This window comes from Streptomyces sp. MS19, assembly GCF_047200595.1.
Taxonomy (GTDB): Bacteria; Actinomycetota; Actinomycetes; order Streptomycetales; family Streptomycetaceae; genus Streptomyces.
This window is the reverse complement of the sequence record NZ_JBJZOH010000013.1, coordinates 60,082-75,799: the sequence shown is the minus strand read 5'-3', so window position 1 is coordinate 75,799 and position 15,718 is coordinate 60,082. Positions and strand designations below refer to the sequence as shown.

The following is a 15,718-nucleotide window of genomic DNA, read 5'->3' as shown; positions in this document are numbered from 1 at the left end:
GTGAGGATGCGGAGGGTTGATTTGCGTCAATCCTCGTCCGCCGCGTCCCTCGTGTGACGGAGTCAAAACGGCACGTGGCCGCCCGGTGCCGGTCTGATGAGCCATCAGGGGCTCATAAAATCAGACAACATCGGCCTGGGGCACCGGTGTTCAGCCGAATCGGCCGGATAAGCTCGGTAGAGGCCCTGGCGCGCACGTGCCCGGTACGGCTTGGGGATCTGTGCCCGGATGGTGGAATGCAGACACGGCGAGCTTAAAACTCGCTGGCCTTCGGGCCGTGCCGGTTCAAGTCCGGCTCCGGGCATCCCTGGGCTCGAACCGGTGACCGGGGACGGTGCACCGGAGAGCAGACGTCCACCCCCGCCCGGCCGCGTACCGAGTCCGTACGGGAACACAAACCCCCTTCCGCTCGTTTCCCCGACTGCACTACCGTGCGTTCTTTGCGAACGCATTACTCTGGTGGTCAAGGCCGTGCCGTGCGGCCATGGAGGAGTGAGATGAGGAGTAGCAACCCGGTCCTCACGCGTCGGGGGTTCAGTCGGGACGGTGGTTACGCCGGCTTCAACGCCGGACCGCAGCCGCAGACCGGGAACCCCTACGCGGGCGGCCCGAGCACCCCGTACGCGCAGCCGGGCAACCCGTACGCCCAGCCCGCGAACCCCTACGCCCAGCCGCAGACCGGCCACGCCGGCGGTGCCGTGCCCCCGGCCGCGCCGCAGCGCGCCGGTGTGATGACGATCGACTCGGTCGTCTCCCGCACCACGCTCACCCTGGGCACCGTCGTCCTCGCGGCCGCCGCCGCCTGGATCGGCGACCTGCCGGTCGCCCTCGGCGTCGGCGCGGCCCTGGTCGCCTTCGTCCTGGCCATGGTGCAGAGCTTCAAGCGCGAGGCCTCGCCCGCGCTGATCCTGGCCTACGCCGTCTTCGAGGGCCTGTTCCTCGGCACGATCAGCGCGGCGATCAACCAGGCGGCGCCCGGCGCCGCGATGCAGGCCGTGATCGGCACGATGGCGGTCTTCGCCGGTGTGCTGTTCATGTACAAGCAGCGCATCATCCGGGTGACGCAGCGGTTCACGCAGTTCGTGCTGGCCGCCGCCGTCGGCTTCGTCCTCCTGGCCATGGTCAACCTGGTCGTCGCCCTGATCGGTGACGGCAACGGCCTCGGCCTGCGCGACGGTGCCCTCGGCGTCGTCTTCGGCCTGATCGGCATCGTCCTCGGCGCCTGCTTCCTCGCCCTCGACTTCAAGATGGTCGAGGACGGCATCGCCTACGGTGCCCCGGAGCGCGAGTCGTGGCTGGCGGCGTTCGGCCTGACCCTGACGCTGGTGTGGATCTACCTGGAGTTCCTGCGGCTCATCGCGATCCTGCAAGGTGACTGACGCGGGCGGGCACGGGTGTGACATACCGTCCGCGGGCCCCGGCGGGAGACCTCCCGCCGGGGCCCGCGTGTGTACGGCGGCGGCCGGGTGTCTGAGGGGTCCCGGCGCCCGCCTCGGAAGAGGCGGCCCTGCCCGCGCCTTCCGCCCTGGGCGCGCCCGGAAAGCGGCCCTCCGCGCGGACACGTACGTGACCACGGCGCGCCCGCCCGCCGGCACCGCCGTGCGGGTGGCGGCGCTCTTCCGTCCCGAACTGGTCGTGGGAGCCGGGGCGCTGGCCCTGGTCGGGGAGACGTCCGGCTGATGCCCACCGTGGCCAGGTCATGCCAGGCCGGGACAGCGTGGGGTCAGCGCGTAGTTCCCCTCCGGCCGCAGCACCGCCGTGGTGACCCCGTACGCCTCGACGCGCGGCGGACGCCCGGCGCGGACGGTGGCGGGCCGCCTCCGCATCCCCCGGCCGCGCATGCCCGCCGCGTCGCCCGAGTACACCCGGTGGAGGTGCCCGCGGTGCCTCCGGTGCCTCGCGACCTGTTCGCACCTGGGCGCGGAGCGAGCGGCGGGGTGCCTGAGCGGCTTCGCTGCCTGTCCGGAAAACGGGCCCTCCCGCCTCCGCCTCCCCCCAGGGCGCGTCTTCCGGGCCCTCTTGCGCCTGGGGGAGTCTCGCCGCGTCGTCGCCTCGCGAGGCACCGCCTCGGACAACGCGGCCTGACCCGACAGGATCAGCAAGATCAGGAAGACGCGCGCCGCGTCGCCCGCGTGCGCCCGGTGCCTCGCGGCCCGCGGAGCCCGTCTGCCAAAACTTCCGGGGACCGTGCCGCCGGACGGTGGCCCCGCCGCGTCACCGCGTCGCGCGAGTACCGGCGCCGCGTCCGGCGACCAGGCCGGGATCAGGAGCGCGAGTCCTGGAAAGCCCGCAGGAGGCCGAGCGCCGCCGCCAGCTCGGCGTCGGCCGCCGGGCCGGGCGGAGCGGCGCGCAGGGCGTGCGCCAGGTCGTGGCCCGCGACGGCGATCTGGTCGCCGACGACGTACAGCCCGTCGTCCGGCAGCTCCCGCGGCGGCGCGTCCGGTCGTTCCACCAGCTGCGCGCGCCGGGCCAGCTCGCGGGCCAGCGCGAGCCCCCGGGCGCCGGTGCCGCGCCGCAGCGCGCTCTCCGGCATCGGCCGCACGCGGTCGGCGACGCGGTCCACGGCGGCGTCGAGGGCGGCGGGGTCGGGGCGCTCGGTCACGTACGGCTACTCGTTCGGCTCGTTGAGGTAGGACGAGGCGACCACGCGGTCCGCCAGCAGGTAGACGCTGTCGTCGCCGCAGGAGAACGTGAGGGCGTACGCCCCCGAGACTCCCGAGCCGCCCATCAGCACCGGCGGCTCCCCCGACCGTACCGCCTCGGCCAGCCGCCCGGCGGCCTCCTGGTGGCTGGGGGAGAGGCACAGCGTGGTGCCGTCCGTGAACAGGAAGACGTCCAGCGTGCCCAGCGGCCCCGGGCGCACGTCCGCCAGCGGCGTCCGCGCCTCGGCGAGCCGCGCGAGCCGCTCGGCCGTGCGCCGGTGCTCGTCGCGGGCCGCGCGCTCCGCCGCCGTGGAGCGGTCCACCGGCTCGCCGGACAGGGTGTAGCCCGGGTGCGAGGGGTGGCGGCGGCGGGCGGCCGCCAGCTCGGGTGACTCGCCGCCGTCCTGGGGGTCCTGCTCGGCGCCGGCCGCGGCACCGGCCGGGTCCTCGTCCATCGCTTCCGCCGACTGGCGCGGGATGAGCGGCGCCCCGTCGCGCCCCGGCCCGGGAAGTCCTGAGTCGCTGAGGAGGTAGCGCTCCAGGAGCGCGTCGAGCAGTTCCTCGTCCGCGTCCGCCACGTCGTGGCCGAGGCCGCCGCGTCCCGAGAGCAGCCCGCCGGGGACACCGTGCTCGGCCGCGTCCTGCTCCGCCCAGTACGCGCGGGCCTCCGCCAGCTCGCGGTCCCGCTCGTCCGCCAGCGCGGCCGCGACGGCGCGGCGGATCTCCTCCGGCGGCGCGGGCCGCGTGCCCGGCACCCGGTGCGCGGCCAGCTCCGCGCGCAGGGCGGCCAGGTCGGCACGCAGCCCGCGCGCGGTGATCAGGGCTCCCGCGCCCAGGGCGACGGCGGTGCCTGCGGTCACCAGCAGGATGACGGATATGGCGCTCACGGACTCGCTCCCAGTGTTCTTGTCCCTGACTTCTTATCCCAGGTTTCCGGGGCGAGGCCACGGCGTGCAGTGCACAACGTCATCCACCGGACAGGTCCTTCGTCCGGGGCGTTCCGCGCGCACCGCTGTGAGCTGCGCTTTTCCGTCCGTTTCCGCCCTGCATCACATCCCGGGGGCGCTTCGGTATCGCCCGTATATACCGGGTGACGGATGTCACTTCAGCCTCCCCCGTCCCGCGGAGCGCCTCCCGCGCTCCGGACGCGCCCCTGGGCTCCGGGGACCCGCGGGGCCCGCCTAGCTCAGGCGCTCAAGCACCAGGGCCATGCCCTGGCCGCCGCCGACGCACATGGTCTCCAGACCGAACTGCTTGTCGTGCCATCGCAGCGCGTTGATCAGCGTAGTCGTGATACGCGCCCCCGTCATGCCGAACGGGTGGCCGACCGCGATGGCGCCGCCGTTCACGTTCAGCCGCTCCGGGTCCACGCCCAACTCCCGGTAGGACGGGATCACCTGGGCCGCGAACGCCTCGTTGATCTCCACGAGGTCCATGTCCCCGACGCCCATCCCCGCGCGGGCGAGCGCCTGGCGGCTCGCCTCCACCGGGCCGAGTCCCATGATCTCCGGCGAGAGGGCCGACACCCCCGTGGCGACGATCCTGGCGAGCGGCGTGACGCCGAGGTCGCGCGCCTTGGTGTCGGACATCACGACGAGCGCCGCCGCTCCGTCGTTGAGCGGGCAGCAGTTGCCCGCCGTGACCAGGCCGTCCGGGCGGAAGACGGGCTTCAGGCCGCGTACGCCGTCGAGGGTCACGCCTGGCCTGGGGCCGTCGTCGGCCGCGACGACCGTGCCGTCCGGCGTGGTCACGGGGGTGATCTCGCGCGCCCAGAAGCCGTCCGCGACGGCGCGTTCCGCCAGGTTCTGCGAGCGGACGCCGAACGCGTCCATCTCCTCGCGCGTCACGCCCTTGAGACGCGCCAGGTTCTCGGCGGTCTGCCCCATCGCGATGTAGACGTCCGGCAGTCCGCCGTCCTCGCGCGGGTCGTGCCAGCCCTCGCCGCCCCGTTCGGCGCGGGTGGCCGTACGCTCCCCGGCGGCGGCGAAGAGCGGGTTGCGCGTGCCGGGCTGGCCGTCGGAGGAGCCGAAGCGGTGCCGTGAGACCGTCTCCACGCCCGCCGAGACGAAGACGTCGCCCTCGCCCGCCCTGATCGCGTGGAACGCCATCCGCGTCGTCTGGAGGGACGAGGCGCAGTAGCGCGTCACCGTGCAGGCCGGGAGCCGGTCGAGGCCGAGCTGCACGGCGACGACCCGCCCGAGGTTGTGCCCCTGTTCGCCGCCCGGCATGCCGCAGCCGAGCATCAGGTCGTCGATGTCGGCGGGGTCGAGCGCGGGCACCTGGTCCAGCGCGGCGCGGACGATCGCGGCGGTCAGGTCGTCCGGCCGCATGTCCTTCAGCGAGCCCTTGACGGCGCGTCCGATGGGGGAGCGTGCGGCGGCGACGATCACTGCTTCAGGCATGTCCCTGGCCTCTCTGGGAGGTGCCGCGGCGGGTGCCGCGGCCCGTACCCTGAAGTTACTCGCAGGTAGTATCGGCTGTCACGTCCCGCTCCCGGCGACCGGATCGCGCTCCTCCTCCGGCAGCCGCCGCCTGCGCCGCAGCCGCAGCAGCGCCCGCGGCGCGCGCTGCCCGGCCGCGCCCCGGGCGCCGTCCGGGCCGTCGGCCGCGCTCACCTCCGAGCCGCCCTCGGACACGGCGCGCGCCGCCGCCTTGTCCACCGGCAGGACGCGTTCGCGCCGCTGCGACGGCGCGCGTTCCTCCAGCGGCCACACCCCGACCGCGTCGCACAGCGTCGGCAGGATCGCCATCGCGGCGGTGGCGTAGCCCTCGGCGGAGGGGTGGTAGCGGTCCGGGCCGAAGAGTTCCCTCGGGTGCGCGGCGAACTCGGGCCCGAGCAGCGCCCCCAGCGACACGGTCCTGCCGCCCAGTTCCACCACGGCGATCGTCTGCGCCGCGGCCAGCTGCCGGCACAGCCGCCGCGCCAGCCAGCGCAGGGGCTGCGCCACGGGCTCCACCGAGCCGAGGTCGGGGCAGGTGCCGACGACGACTTCGCAGCCCGCGGTGCGCAGCCGCGCCACCGCCTCCGACAGGTACTTCACCGAACGGGCGGGCGAGACGCGGCCGGTGATGTCGTTCGCCCCGATCATCAGCACGCACACGTCGGGCACGGGCGCGCGGCCCGGTTCCGTGAGCAGCAGCGACACCTGGCGTTCGAGGTCGGAGGAACGGGCGCCGGACAGCGCGACGTTGTGCAGCTCGACGGGGCGCTCGGAGACGGCCGCGAGCCCCGCAGCGAGCAGCGCGCCGGGTGTCTGCCCCGCGCGCGGTACGCCCTGCCCCGCGGCCGTCGAGTCGCCCAGCAGCGCCAGGCGCAGCGGCGGTCCCGGGGCGTCGGCGAACGCGGCACCGTACAGCCCGTCCGCCACCGGCGGTTCACGGTCGCCGCCCCCGCTCAGCCGCCGCCGCGCGTACCGCACCTCGGTGAGCAGCAGCCCCACCGCCGCGCCCCCCAGCACACTGATGCCGCCGCCGCCCAGCGCCGCCGCGGTCGCGATCCTCCGTGCCACCCGCGCCCTTGACGACATGGCAAGCCTCACGCCTCCCGTCCGTCCCGTCCCGACCCGTCTCCTCACCTGTGTGGTGCCCAGCGCGGCGCGCCGCGCAACGCAATACAGTGCTGCCGGTGGGGCGGAAGAACCCGCTCCCGCGCCCCGGACGTGCGGAGACCCAGGTGCAGTATCACGAGTCGATGATCGACCTTGTCGGCAACACCCCGCTGGTGAAGCTCAATACGGTGACGGCCGGAATCCGGGCGACCGTGCTCGCCAAGGTCGAGTACTTCAACCCCGGCGGTTCGGTGAAGGACCGCATCGCGCTGCGGATGATCGAGGCGGCCGAGGCGTCGGGCGAACTGCGTCCCGGCGGCGTCATCGTCGAGCCCACGTCGGGCAACACCGGCGTCGGCCTGGCCATCGTGGCCCAGCGCAAGGGGTACCGCTGCGTCTTCGTCTGCCCGGACAAGGTCTCGACGGACAAGATCAACGTGCTGCGCGCGTACGGCGCCGAGGTCGTCGTCTGCCCGACGGCCGTCGATCCCGAGCACCCGGACTCGTACTACAACGTGTCCGACCGCCTCGTGCGCGAGACGCCGGGCGCCTGGAAGCCCGACCAGTACAGCAACCCGAACAACCCGCTGTCCCACTACGAGACCACCGGCCCCGAGCTGTGGCGGCAGACGGACGGGCGGATCACGCACTTCGTCGCGGGCGTCGGCACGGGCGGCACCATCTCGGGCACCGGCCGCTACCTCAAGGAGGTCAGCGACGGGCGCGTGCGCGTGATCGGCGCCGACCCGGAGGGGTCGGTGTACTCGGGCGGCAGCGGGCGGCCTTACCTGGTGGAGGGCGTCGGCGAGGACTTCTGGCCCGACGCCTACGACCGGAAGATCGCCGACGAGATCGTGGCCGTCTCGGACAAGGACTCCTTCCGGATGACGCGGCGCCTGGCGCGCGAGGAGGGGCTGCTCGTCGGCGGCTCGTGCGGCATGGCCGTGGTCGGCGCCCTTGAGGTCGCGCGGCGCCTCGGCCCTGACGACGTGGTCGTCGTGCTGCTGCCGGACGGCGGGCGCGGCTACCTCAGCAAGATCTTCAACGACGAGTGGATGGCCGACTACGGCTTCCTGGAGGGCGGCGAGCCCACCGCGCGCGTCGGGGACGTGCTGCGGGCCAAGGAGGGCGACATGCCCTCGCTCGTCCACATGCACCCGGACGAGACGGTCGGCGAGGCCATCGAGGTGCTGCGCGAGTACGGCGTCTCGCAGATGCCCGTCGTCAAGCCGGGCGCGGGGCACCCGGACGTCATGGCCGCCGAGATCGTCGGCTCGGTCGTCGAACGGGAGTTGCTCGACGCCCTGTACACGCAGCGCGCCGCCCTCGCCGACCGGCTGGAGCCCCATGTCAGCCCGCCGCTGCCGCACGTCGGCTCGGGCGAGCCGGTCGCCGACCTGATGCAGGTGCTGCGCGAGGCCGACGCGGCGGTCGTCCTGGTGGACGGCAAGCCGACCGGGGTGGTCAGCAGGCAGGACCTGCTGGCCTATCTCGCGGGCGGGCGCTGAGCCGCCGGCTCCGGAGCGTCGCGGAAGGACCGGACAAGAGATCCCGAAGTGTCACGGCCGGGCAACGCGTCGTTAACACCGGCCCGGCAGAGTAGCGGTTGTCGGCACCAAGGACCTCCGGAGCGGCTCCCGGACCTCCCTGGTCGCCAGGACGCCAGGCCCCGACCCGGCCGGCGTCCCCGCGGGGACCGCCGTCGTCCCGCCCCTGGTGATGCGCTCACCGGGGTGCGGCGGTCCCCGCCAACCTCTTCCTCCGCGCACTCCTCACCCGCCCGCCCCCCGGCCTGCGGGCGACGGACGCGCGCGAATCCGTCTGCGCACCGGCGTTCGTGCTCGGCCCGCCGCGGGAGAAGGCCGTGCGCAGCGGTCGCCCTTGACCAGCGGCAGGCTCGCCCGCCCCGCCGCCCGCGGAGGGGCGCCGGACCAGGCGAACCGCACACGGTGGCGCGGGAGTTCACGTCTGCCGGCGGCGGTGGCCCCAGCCCTCTCGCCTGGCGGAACCGCCGCCACGCGGGAACTGCGAGCGGGGACGCGGGAGCGCCCGCACAACCGTCCACGGGCGGGCGTCACGCCTGGTCGGCGTCGCGCCCTTCCCGGGCGCGGCCCGCCCGCGGCGAACGTCCCGCGGTCAGTCGTCCTCGCCGCGGTGGGCGCCGCGCCGCAGGACGTAGCAGGCGTTCACGGCGACGATCCCGGCCCAGCAGGTGAGCAGGCCCTCCATGTCGGCCAGGTTCGCGGCGATCGCCGACAGCGGGATGGCGAGCACCAGTGACATCGACGCGAGGATGAACTCGGTGCCGGGCCCCCTGACCTCCCCGGGCGTCCTGGTCCGGCCGCCCCTGGCGATCACCATCTGCTGCTCGGCCAGCTGCCGCCGGACGCGCTTCTCCACCGCCGCGTCCACGCGCTGCTCGACCTTCTCCAGGAACGCGTCGACCAGCTCCGCCTCGTACGCCGGGCCCAGTTCCTTCCGGGTCTGCAACGCGGCGTCGAGATCCGCCCGGAGTTCCGCGTCACGCTCGAAGCCGCGGTCACTGCCACTCATCATGCGGTCCACGCTACGGGGGCGGACCGGCCGGTGCCATTAGGGGTAGCCCCCCTCTCGCCGGTTCCCCTGGGCCCCCGGAGCGCCCGGCTCATCCGCCGGGCGCAGCGCGGTCGGCTATCGGGCGCTGGCCCACGCCCCCTGGATTCCCGAACGCCTCCGCCAGCGACATGACGACCGGGACACCGGGCCGCCGCTCACCCCAGCGCGCCACCCCCCACCCCTCGCCGCCCCGGGGGACCTGGACCTGCTGCCTGTACGTGTCCTGCCGCGTCTCGTTCATGCGCCCGACTGTAGGGGAGGGCACTGACAACCCGTCAGTGAAGGAGGCACCGACCGGTGAACCGGTCGAAGCCGGTGCGACAACGGTCGGAAACGTTCTGCCCGGCCCACCCGCGACCAATTCCGGTCAAGCCGGTGACGTGCCGCCGGACCTGGCCGTCCCCGGCGGCCGGGCGTGTGCCACGATCCTCGGCGGCGGGACCGGCCGTCCCGCCGCCGGACCGCACAACCCCAGGGGGCCCGCCACCATGCCGCACGCCACCGCCCCGGACGGCACGCGCATCGCCTACCAGGCCGAGGGCACGGGCGCGCCGCTCGTCCTGCTCGCCGGGCAGGCCAACACCCACCGCTGGTGGGACCCCGTCCGCGCCGACTTCCACGCCGCACGCCGCACCGTCACACTCGACTACCGCGGCACGGGGGACAGCGACAAGCCGCGCGACGAGTACAGCACCCGGCAGTTCGCGGACGACACCGTCGCCGTCCTCGACGACCTCGGCGTGGACCGCGCCGACGTGTACGGCACCTCCATGGGCGGCCGCGTGGCCCAGTGGATCGCGGTCCGCCACCCGGACCGCGTACGGCGCCTCGTCCTCGGCTGCACCACACCGGGCGGCCCGCACAGCGTCCCGCGCGACGAGGCCGTCAGCCGCTCCCTGGCGCGCGCCACGCCCCGGGAGGCAGCGCGCATCCTGCTCGACCTCATGTACACCCCGGCATGGCTGGAAGGCCGCCACGGCCCGTGGACCACCATCGGCGACCCGGACATGCCGGTGTACGCCCGGCGGCGGCACTTCACCGCCAGCGAGCGGCACGACGCCTGGGACGCGCTGCCCCGCATCACCGCGCCGACCCTCGTCGTCCACGGCACCGACGACACGTTCAACCCGGCGGCCAACGCGCCCCTGCTCGCCGACCGCATACCGGGCGCGCGGCTCCACCTCCTGCCGGGCGCGCGGCACGCCTACTTCGAGGAGTTCCACGCCGTCGCGAGCCCCCTGGTGCTCGGCTTCCTCGACGCGCCGGCGGATGCCTGACCTGCCGCGCCCCGCCGTACGGGCGGGCCGGGCGGCGTCCGGCGGGCCCAGGGGGCGTCCGGTGCGGGGTTGTTGACTCGGATTGCTCAGCCCCTACAGTCGGAGGGGTCGGTGCGCGCGTATGGCACGGTCCGTCCTCACCGGGGAGGCACGCATGGCAGGTCCGGCAGGACCCCGGCCCGTCCGGGCACCGCGCGGTGGCGCGCTGACGGCCAGGGGCTGGCCCCAGGAGGCGGCCCTGCGGATGCTCCAGAACAACCTCGACCCCGACGTCGCCGAACACCCCGACCGGCTCGTCGTCTACGGCGGCAGCGGCAAGGCGGCGCGCGACTGGGCCGCGTTCGACGCCATGGTCCGCACCCTCCGCACGCTCGGCCCCGACGAGACGATGCTCGTCCAGTCGGGCCGCCCGGTCGGCGTCATGACCACCCACGAGTGGGCCCCGCGCGTCCTGATCGCCAACAGCAACCTGGTCGGCGACTGGGCGAACTGGGACGAGTTCCGCCGCCTCGAACACCTCGGCCTCACCATGTACGGCCAGATGACCGCCGGATCGTGGATCTACATCGGCACCCAGGGCATCCTCCAGGGCACCTACGAGACGTTCGCCGCCGTCGCCGCCAAGCGCTTCGGCGGCACCCTGGCGGGCACCCTCACCCTGACCGCGGGGCTCGGCGGCATGGGCGGCGCACAGCCTCTCGCGGTGACGATGAACGGCGGCGTGGCCCTGTGCGTGGACTGCGACCCGCGCGCCCTCGCCCGCCGCGTCGCCCACGGTTACCTGGACGTGGCCGCCGACTCCCTGGACGACGCCCTGCGCCAGGCGGAACGCGCCCGCCGCGAGCGCCGCCCGCTGTCCGTCGGCGTCCTGGGCAACGCCGCCGAGGTCGTCCCCGCGCTCCTCGCGCGCGGCGCGCCCGTGGACGTCGTCACCGACCAGACCAGCGCCCACGACCCCCTCGCCTACCTGCCCCTCGGCATCGGCTTCGCCGACATGGCCGCCTACGCCGCCGAACGTCCTGAGGACTTCGTCCGCCGCGCCCGCGAGTCGATGGCGCGGCATGTGGCTGCCATGGTCGGCTTCCAGGACGCGGGCGCCGAGGTGTTCGACTACGGCAACTCGCTGCGCGGCGAGGCACGGCTCGCGGGCTACGAGCGAGCCTTCGACTACCCCGGCTTCGTCCCCGCCTACATCCGGCCGCTGTTCTGCGAGGGCAAGGGGCCCTTCCGGTGGGCCGCGCTCAGCGGCGACCCCAGGGACATCGCCGCCACCGACCGCGCCGTCCTCGACCTCTTCCCGGAGAACGAGCCGCTGGCCCGCTGGCTGCGCCTGGCGGGGGAGCGGGTGCGCTTCCAGGGGCTCCCCGCCCGCATCTGCTGGCTCGGCTACGGGGAGCGCGACCGCGCGGGGGAGCGGTTCAACGACATGGTGGCGTCCGGAGAGCTGTCCGCGCCCGTCGTCATCGGACGCGACCACCTGGACTGCGGATCGGTCGCCTCCCCCTACCGCGAGACGGAGGCGATGCGCGACGGTTCGGACGCCATCGCCGACTGGCCGCTGCTCAACGCCATGGTGAACGTCGCTTCCGGCGCCTCCTGGGTCTCGGTCCACCACGGCGGCGGCGTCGGCATGGGCCGCTCCCTGCACGCGGGGCAGGTCACCGTCGCGGACGGCACCCCGCTCGCCGGGGAGAAGATCCGCCGCGTCCTCACCAACGACCCGGGCACCGGCGTGATCCGGCACGTGGACGCCGGGTACGAGCGTGCCGAGGCCGTCGCGGAGGAGCACGGCGTCCGTGTGCCGATGCGGGAGACCGCGTGACCACCGCGCCGCACCCGGCCGCCGCCGCCTCGTTCCGCACGATGTGGGAACGGCTGCTGCCCATCGGCCGCGCCCCCGCCACCGGCGGGTACCGCCGCTACGCCTGGACGGCCGCGGACATCGAGCTGCGCGCCTGGTTCCGCACCGAGGCCGACGCGCGCGGCCTGCGCCACGAGACCGACCGCAACGGCAACCAGTGGGCCTGGCAGGGCGACCCGGCCGCCGGGGACGCCGTCGTCACCGGGTCGCACCTCGACTCGGTGCCGGACGGCGGCGCGTTCGACGGGCCGCTCGGCGTCGTCTCCGCCTTCGCCGCGCTGGACGGGCTGCGCGCCCGGGGACGCCCGGTCCGGCGCCCCCTGGGCGTCGTGGCGTTCGCCGACGAGGAGGGCGCCCGCTTCGGCGTGGCCTGCGCCGGATCGCGGCTCGCCACCGGGCAGCTCGACCCCAGGCGGGCGCGCGCCCTGCGCGACGCGGACGGCGTCCCCCTGTACCGCGCCCTGGCCGGGGCCGGCATCGACCCGGACGGCCTCGGCCCCGATCCCGGACGTCTCGCGCGCATCGGCGCGTTCGTCGAACTGCACATCGAGCAGGGCCGCGCCCTGGCCGGCACGCCCCACGCGGTCGGCGTCGGCTCGGTCATCTGGCCGCACGGCCGCTGGCGCCTCGACTTCGGCGGCGAGGCCAACCACGCGGGCACCACCCGCGTCGAGGACCGCCGCGACCCGATGCTCACATACGCCCACACCGTCCTGGCCGCCAGGAAGCGGGCCAGGCTCGCGGGCGCCCTCGCCACCTTCGGCAAGGTCGCGGCGGAACCCGGCGGGGTGAACGCGGTGCCGTCCCGCGTCCGCGGCTGGCTCGACTGCCGCGCCCCCGACCAGACCGCGCTCGACGGCCTTGTCACCGCCATCGCCGACAGCGCCGCCCAGCGCGGCGAACGGGACGGCGTGACCGTCGATGTCACGCGCGAGTCCGTCACGGCCGCCGTCCACTTCGACAGCGCGCTGCGCGGCCTCGTCGCCTCCCGTGTCGGCGGCGATCCCCCCGCCCTGCCGACAGGGGCGGGGCACGACGCGGGCGTCCTCGCCGCCGCCGTCCCCACGGCCATGCTGTACGTGCGCAACCCCACAGGCGTCTCGCACGCCCCCGCCGAGCACGCCGACGAGGCCGACTGCCTGGCCGGTGTCGCCGCGCTCACCCGCGTACTGGAGGGCCTCGCGTGTCCCTGACCGCGCAGCTCTACTGGGCCGAACTCGCCTGGCTCGACGGGACGGTCGAGCCCGGTGTCGCCGTCGCCACCGACGCGTCCGGCCGCATCACGGAGGTGCGCCCCGGTCTCGCCGCGCCCCCGGTCGGCGCCGTGGCCCTGCCGGGGCTGACCGTCCCCGGCTTCGCCAACGCCCACAGCCATGCCTTCCACCGGGCGCTGCGCGGCCTCTCCCAGGTCGGCGGCGCGACCTTCTGGACCTGGCGCGAGGGCATGTACGACATCGCGGCCCGGCTGACCCCCGCCTCGTACGCCACCCTCGCCCGCGCCGTCTTCGCGGAGATGGCACTGGCGGGCTTCACGTCCGTCGGCGAGTTCCACTACGTCCACCACCACCCGGACGGCCCCCCCTACGACGAGCCCAACGCCATGGGTCTCGCCCTCGCCACCGCCGCCCGGGACGCCGGCCTGCGCCTCACCCTTCTCGACACCTGCTACCTGGCCGCCGGATTCGGCCGCCCACCCGGCCCCCGCCAGCTGCGCTTCAGCGACGGCACCGCGGACGCCTGGGCGGACCGGGCCGCCGCCCTGCACGACCAGCTGTCCGGTCCCGCCGTCCGCGTCGGCGCGGCCGTCCACTCCGTCCGCGCCGTGCCCGCCGCCGCGCTGGCCACCGTCGCCCGCTGGGCCGCCGACCGGGACGCCCCGCTGCACCTGCACCTCTCCGAGCAGCCCGCCGAGAACGACGACTGCCGCCGCGCCCACGGCGTCACCCCCACCCGCCTCGCCGCCGACCACGGGCTGCTCGGCCCCCGGACGACCGCCGTGCACGCCACGCATCTCACGGACGAGGACATCGGCCTGCTCGCCGACTCCGGCACCGCGGTCTGCCTCTGCCCGACGACCGAACGCGACCTGGCGGACGGCATCGGGCCCGCCGCCCGGCTCCGCGACGCGGGCAGCCCGCTGTGCCTCGGCACGGACAGCCACACGGTCATCGACCCGCTCGCCGAGGCCCGCGCCCTCGAAGGCGGCGAACGGCTGCGCACCGGCAGACGCGGCCACTTCACCCCCGGCGAACTGCTGCTGGCCGCCGGGGCCGCCGGGCACGCCGCACTGGGCCGCCCCGACGGCGGACGGCTGGCCACGGGCGCGCTCGCCGACTTCACCACCCTCGCCCTCGACACGGTCCGCACCACCGGCTGCCCGCCCTCCCTCGCCGTGGAGGCCGCGCTCGCCGCCGGTACCGCCGCCGATGTCCGGCACACCGTCGTCGCGGGCCGGCACATCGTCCGCGACGGCGTGCACCAGCTCATGCCCGACGTCCCCCGGCTCCTGGACCGCGCCATCACCGCCCTGCACCGCGCCGCCTGACCCCCGTCCGCCCGCACCACCCGCCGGGAGACCGCAGCCGATGCCGACCGCCGACACCAGCCCAGCGAGCAGCCGCAGCACGCTCATCACGAACATCAGCACCCTCGTCACCAACGACCCCTCCCTCGGCCCCGGTCCGCTCGGCCCCGTCCACGACGCCGCCCTCGCCCTCGAAGGCGACCGCGTCGTCTGGACCGGCACCACCAGTGAAGCACCAGCCACTGACAGTCACCTCGACGCGGGCGGCCGCACCGTCATCCCGGGCTTCGTCGACTCACACGCCCACCTCCTGTACGCCGGTGACCGCACCGACGAGTTCACCGCGCGGATGGCGGGCCGCCCGTACACGGCCGGAGGCATCCGGCGCACCGTCGCCGCCACCCGCCGCGCCACCGACGCCGATCTCGCCGACCGCCTGGCCGCCCACCTCCGCGAGATGCTCCGGCAGGGCACCACCACCGCCGAGACGAAGTCCGGCTACGGCCTCACCGTCACCGACGAGGCCCGCGCCCTCCGCATCGCACGCGGCATGACCGACGAGGTCACCTACCTCGGCGCACACGTCGTCCCGCCCGAGTACGCCGACGCGCCCGACGCCTACGTCGCCCTGGTCACCGGCCCGATGCTCGACGCCGCCGCCCCGTACGCCCGCTGGATCGACGCCTTCTGCGAACGCGGCGCCTTCGACGCCGACCAGGCCCGTGCCGTCCTGACGGCGGGCGCGGCGAGGGGACTGACGCCGCGCCTGCACGCCAACCAGCTGGGGCCCGGCCCCGGCGTCCGGCTCGCCGTGGAACTGGGCGCCGCCTCGGCCGACCACTGCACCCACCTGACCGCCGCCGACATCGCGGCCCTCGCCGACAGCGGCGGCCGGACCGTCGCGACCCTCCTGCCCGGCTGCGAGTTCTCCACCCGCTCGCCCTACCCGGACGCCCGCGGCCTCCTCGCGGCCGGAGCAGTCGTCGCCCTCGCCACCGACTGCAACCCCGGCTCGTCCTACACCAGTTCGCTCCCGTTCTGCATCGCCGTCGCGGTCCGGGAGATGGGCATGACGCCGGACGAGGCCCTCTGGTCCGCCACCGCGGGCGGCGCCGCCGCGCTGCGCCGCGCCGACATCGGCCGTCTCACGGCCGGCGCCCGCGCCGACCTCGTCCTCCTCGACGCCCCGTCACCCGTCCACCTCGCCTACCGGCCCGGCGTCCCCCTCGTCGCAGCGGTCTGGCGCGCCGGACGGCGCGCCGTCTAGGGTC

General features: G+C 75.2%; 14 protein-coding genes and 1 tRNA gene. 8 read left to right on the top strand and 7 right to left on the bottom strand.

Annotation, left to right across the window (positions count from 1 at the left end; all coding sequences use genetic code 11):
* Window positions 1-222: 222 nt before the first annotated feature.
* Both ACL02R_RS15590 and ACL02R_RS15585 read left to right on the top strand, forming a co-directional pair.
* Window positions 223-304: transfer RNA gene (locus ACL02R_RS15590), tRNA-Leu, on the top strand.
* 193 nt (window positions 305-497) lie between these two features.
* Window positions 498-1,379, top strand: coding sequence for a Bax inhibitor-1/YccA family membrane protein (locus ACL02R_RS15585; RefSeq protein ID WP_412797495.1), 882 nt, complete (start codon window positions 498-500; stop codon window positions 1,377-1,379).
* A 318-nt stretch (window positions 1,380-1,697) separates the two neighbouring features.
* Here the strand turns inward: ACL02R_RS15585 and ACL02R_RS15580 are convergent, their stop codons facing one another.
* From ACL02R_RS15580 to ACL02R_RS15560, 5 genes are all read right to left on the bottom strand, one after another.
* Window positions 1,698-1,865: a hypothetical protein gene (locus tag ACL02R_RS15580; RefSeq protein WP_412797494.1), complete on the bottom strand. Its 168-nt coding sequence runs from the start codon at window positions 1,863-1,865 to the stop codon at window positions 1,698-1,700.
* A gap of 398 nt (window positions 1,866-2,263) precedes the next feature.
* Window positions 2,264-2,602, bottom strand: a complete 339-nt coding sequence (locus tag ACL02R_RS15575; protein WP_412797493.1) for a hypothetical protein — start codon at window positions 2,600-2,602, stop codon at window positions 2,264-2,266.
* A gap of 6 nt (window positions 2,603-2,608) precedes the next feature.
* The gene (locus tag ACL02R_RS15570; protein ID WP_412797492.1) at window positions 2,609-3,529 is read right to left on the bottom strand and encodes a hypothetical protein; all 921 of its coding nucleotides are present in this window, start codon (window positions 3,527-3,529) and stop codon (window positions 2,609-2,611) included.
* 294 nt (window positions 3,530-3,823) lie between these two features.
* Entirely contained in the window at window positions 3,824-5,044 is a 1,221-nt protein-coding gene (locus ACL02R_RS15565; protein WP_412797491.1) for an acetyl-CoA C-acetyltransferase, read from the bottom strand.
* Between the two features lie 78 nt (window positions 5,045-5,122).
* Window positions 5,123-6,151, bottom strand: coding sequence for an SGNH/GDSL hydrolase family protein (locus ACL02R_RS15560; protein ID WP_412797490.1), 1,029 nt, complete (start codon window positions 6,149-6,151; stop codon window positions 5,123-5,125).
* A 164-nt stretch (window positions 6,152-6,315) separates the two neighbouring features.
* Between ACL02R_RS15560 and ACL02R_RS15555 the strand changes: the two genes are divergently transcribed.
* Window positions 6,316-7,698, top strand: coding sequence for a cystathionine beta-synthase (locus ACL02R_RS15555; RefSeq protein ID WP_412797489.1), 1,383 nt, complete (start codon window positions 6,316-6,318; stop codon window positions 7,696-7,698).
* A gap of 628 nt (window positions 7,699-8,326) precedes the next feature.
* Here the strand turns inward: ACL02R_RS15555 and ACL02R_RS15550 are convergent.
* Both ACL02R_RS15550 and ACL02R_RS15545 read right to left on the bottom strand, forming a co-directional pair.
* The gene (locus ACL02R_RS15550; protein WP_362957851.1) at window positions 8,327-8,746 is read right to left on the bottom strand and encodes a hypothetical protein; all 420 of its coding nucleotides are present in this window, start codon (window positions 8,744-8,746) and stop codon (window positions 8,327-8,329) included.
* Between the two features lie 88 nt (window positions 8,747-8,834).
* A complete protein-coding gene (locus ACL02R_RS15545) occupies window positions 8,835-9,026 on the bottom strand; it encodes a hypothetical protein (protein ID WP_412797488.1) in 192 nt (63 codons plus the stop codon).
* Window positions 9,027-9,273: 247 nt separating this feature from the next.
* On the opposite strand from ACL02R_RS15545, the gene ACL02R_RS15540 reads away from it, so the two are divergent.
* The 5 genes from ACL02R_RS15540 to hutI all read left to right on the top strand — a co-directional run bounded on the left by ACL02R_RS15540 (window position 9,274) and on the right by hutI (window position 15,714).
* Window positions 9,274-10,062 carry an alpha/beta fold hydrolase gene (locus tag ACL02R_RS15540; RefSeq protein WP_412797559.1) on the top strand — a complete coding sequence of 263 codons (789 nt, stop codon included), beginning with the start codon at window positions 9,274-9,276 and terminating at the stop codon, window positions 10,060-10,062.
* Between the two features lie 154 nt (window positions 10,063-10,216).
* On the top strand, window positions 10,217-11,884 hold the full coding sequence (hutU, locus tag ACL02R_RS15535) for a urocanate hydratase (RefSeq protein ID WP_412797487.1): 1,668 nt from the start codon (window positions 10,217-10,219) through the stop codon (window positions 11,882-11,884).
* A gap of 41 nt (window positions 11,885-11,925) precedes the next feature.
* Entirely contained in the window at window positions 11,926-13,116 is a 1,191-nt protein-coding gene (locus ACL02R_RS15530; RefSeq protein ID WP_412797558.1) for an allantoate amidohydrolase, read from the top strand.
* Entirely contained in the window at window positions 13,107-14,468 is a 1,362-nt protein-coding gene (locus tag ACL02R_RS15525; RefSeq protein ID WP_412797486.1) for a formimidoylglutamate deiminase, read from the top strand. The genes ACL02R_RS15530 and ACL02R_RS15525 overlap by 10 nt, the downstream gene beginning before the upstream one ends.
* A 40-nt stretch (window positions 14,469-14,508) precedes the next feature.
* Window positions 14,509-15,714: an imidazolonepropionase gene (gene hutI, locus ACL02R_RS15520; protein ID WP_412797485.1), complete on the top strand. Its 1,206-nt coding sequence runs from the start codon at window positions 14,509-14,511 to the stop codon at window positions 15,712-15,714.
* The last annotated feature ends 4 nt before the right edge of the window (window positions 15,715-15,718 follow it).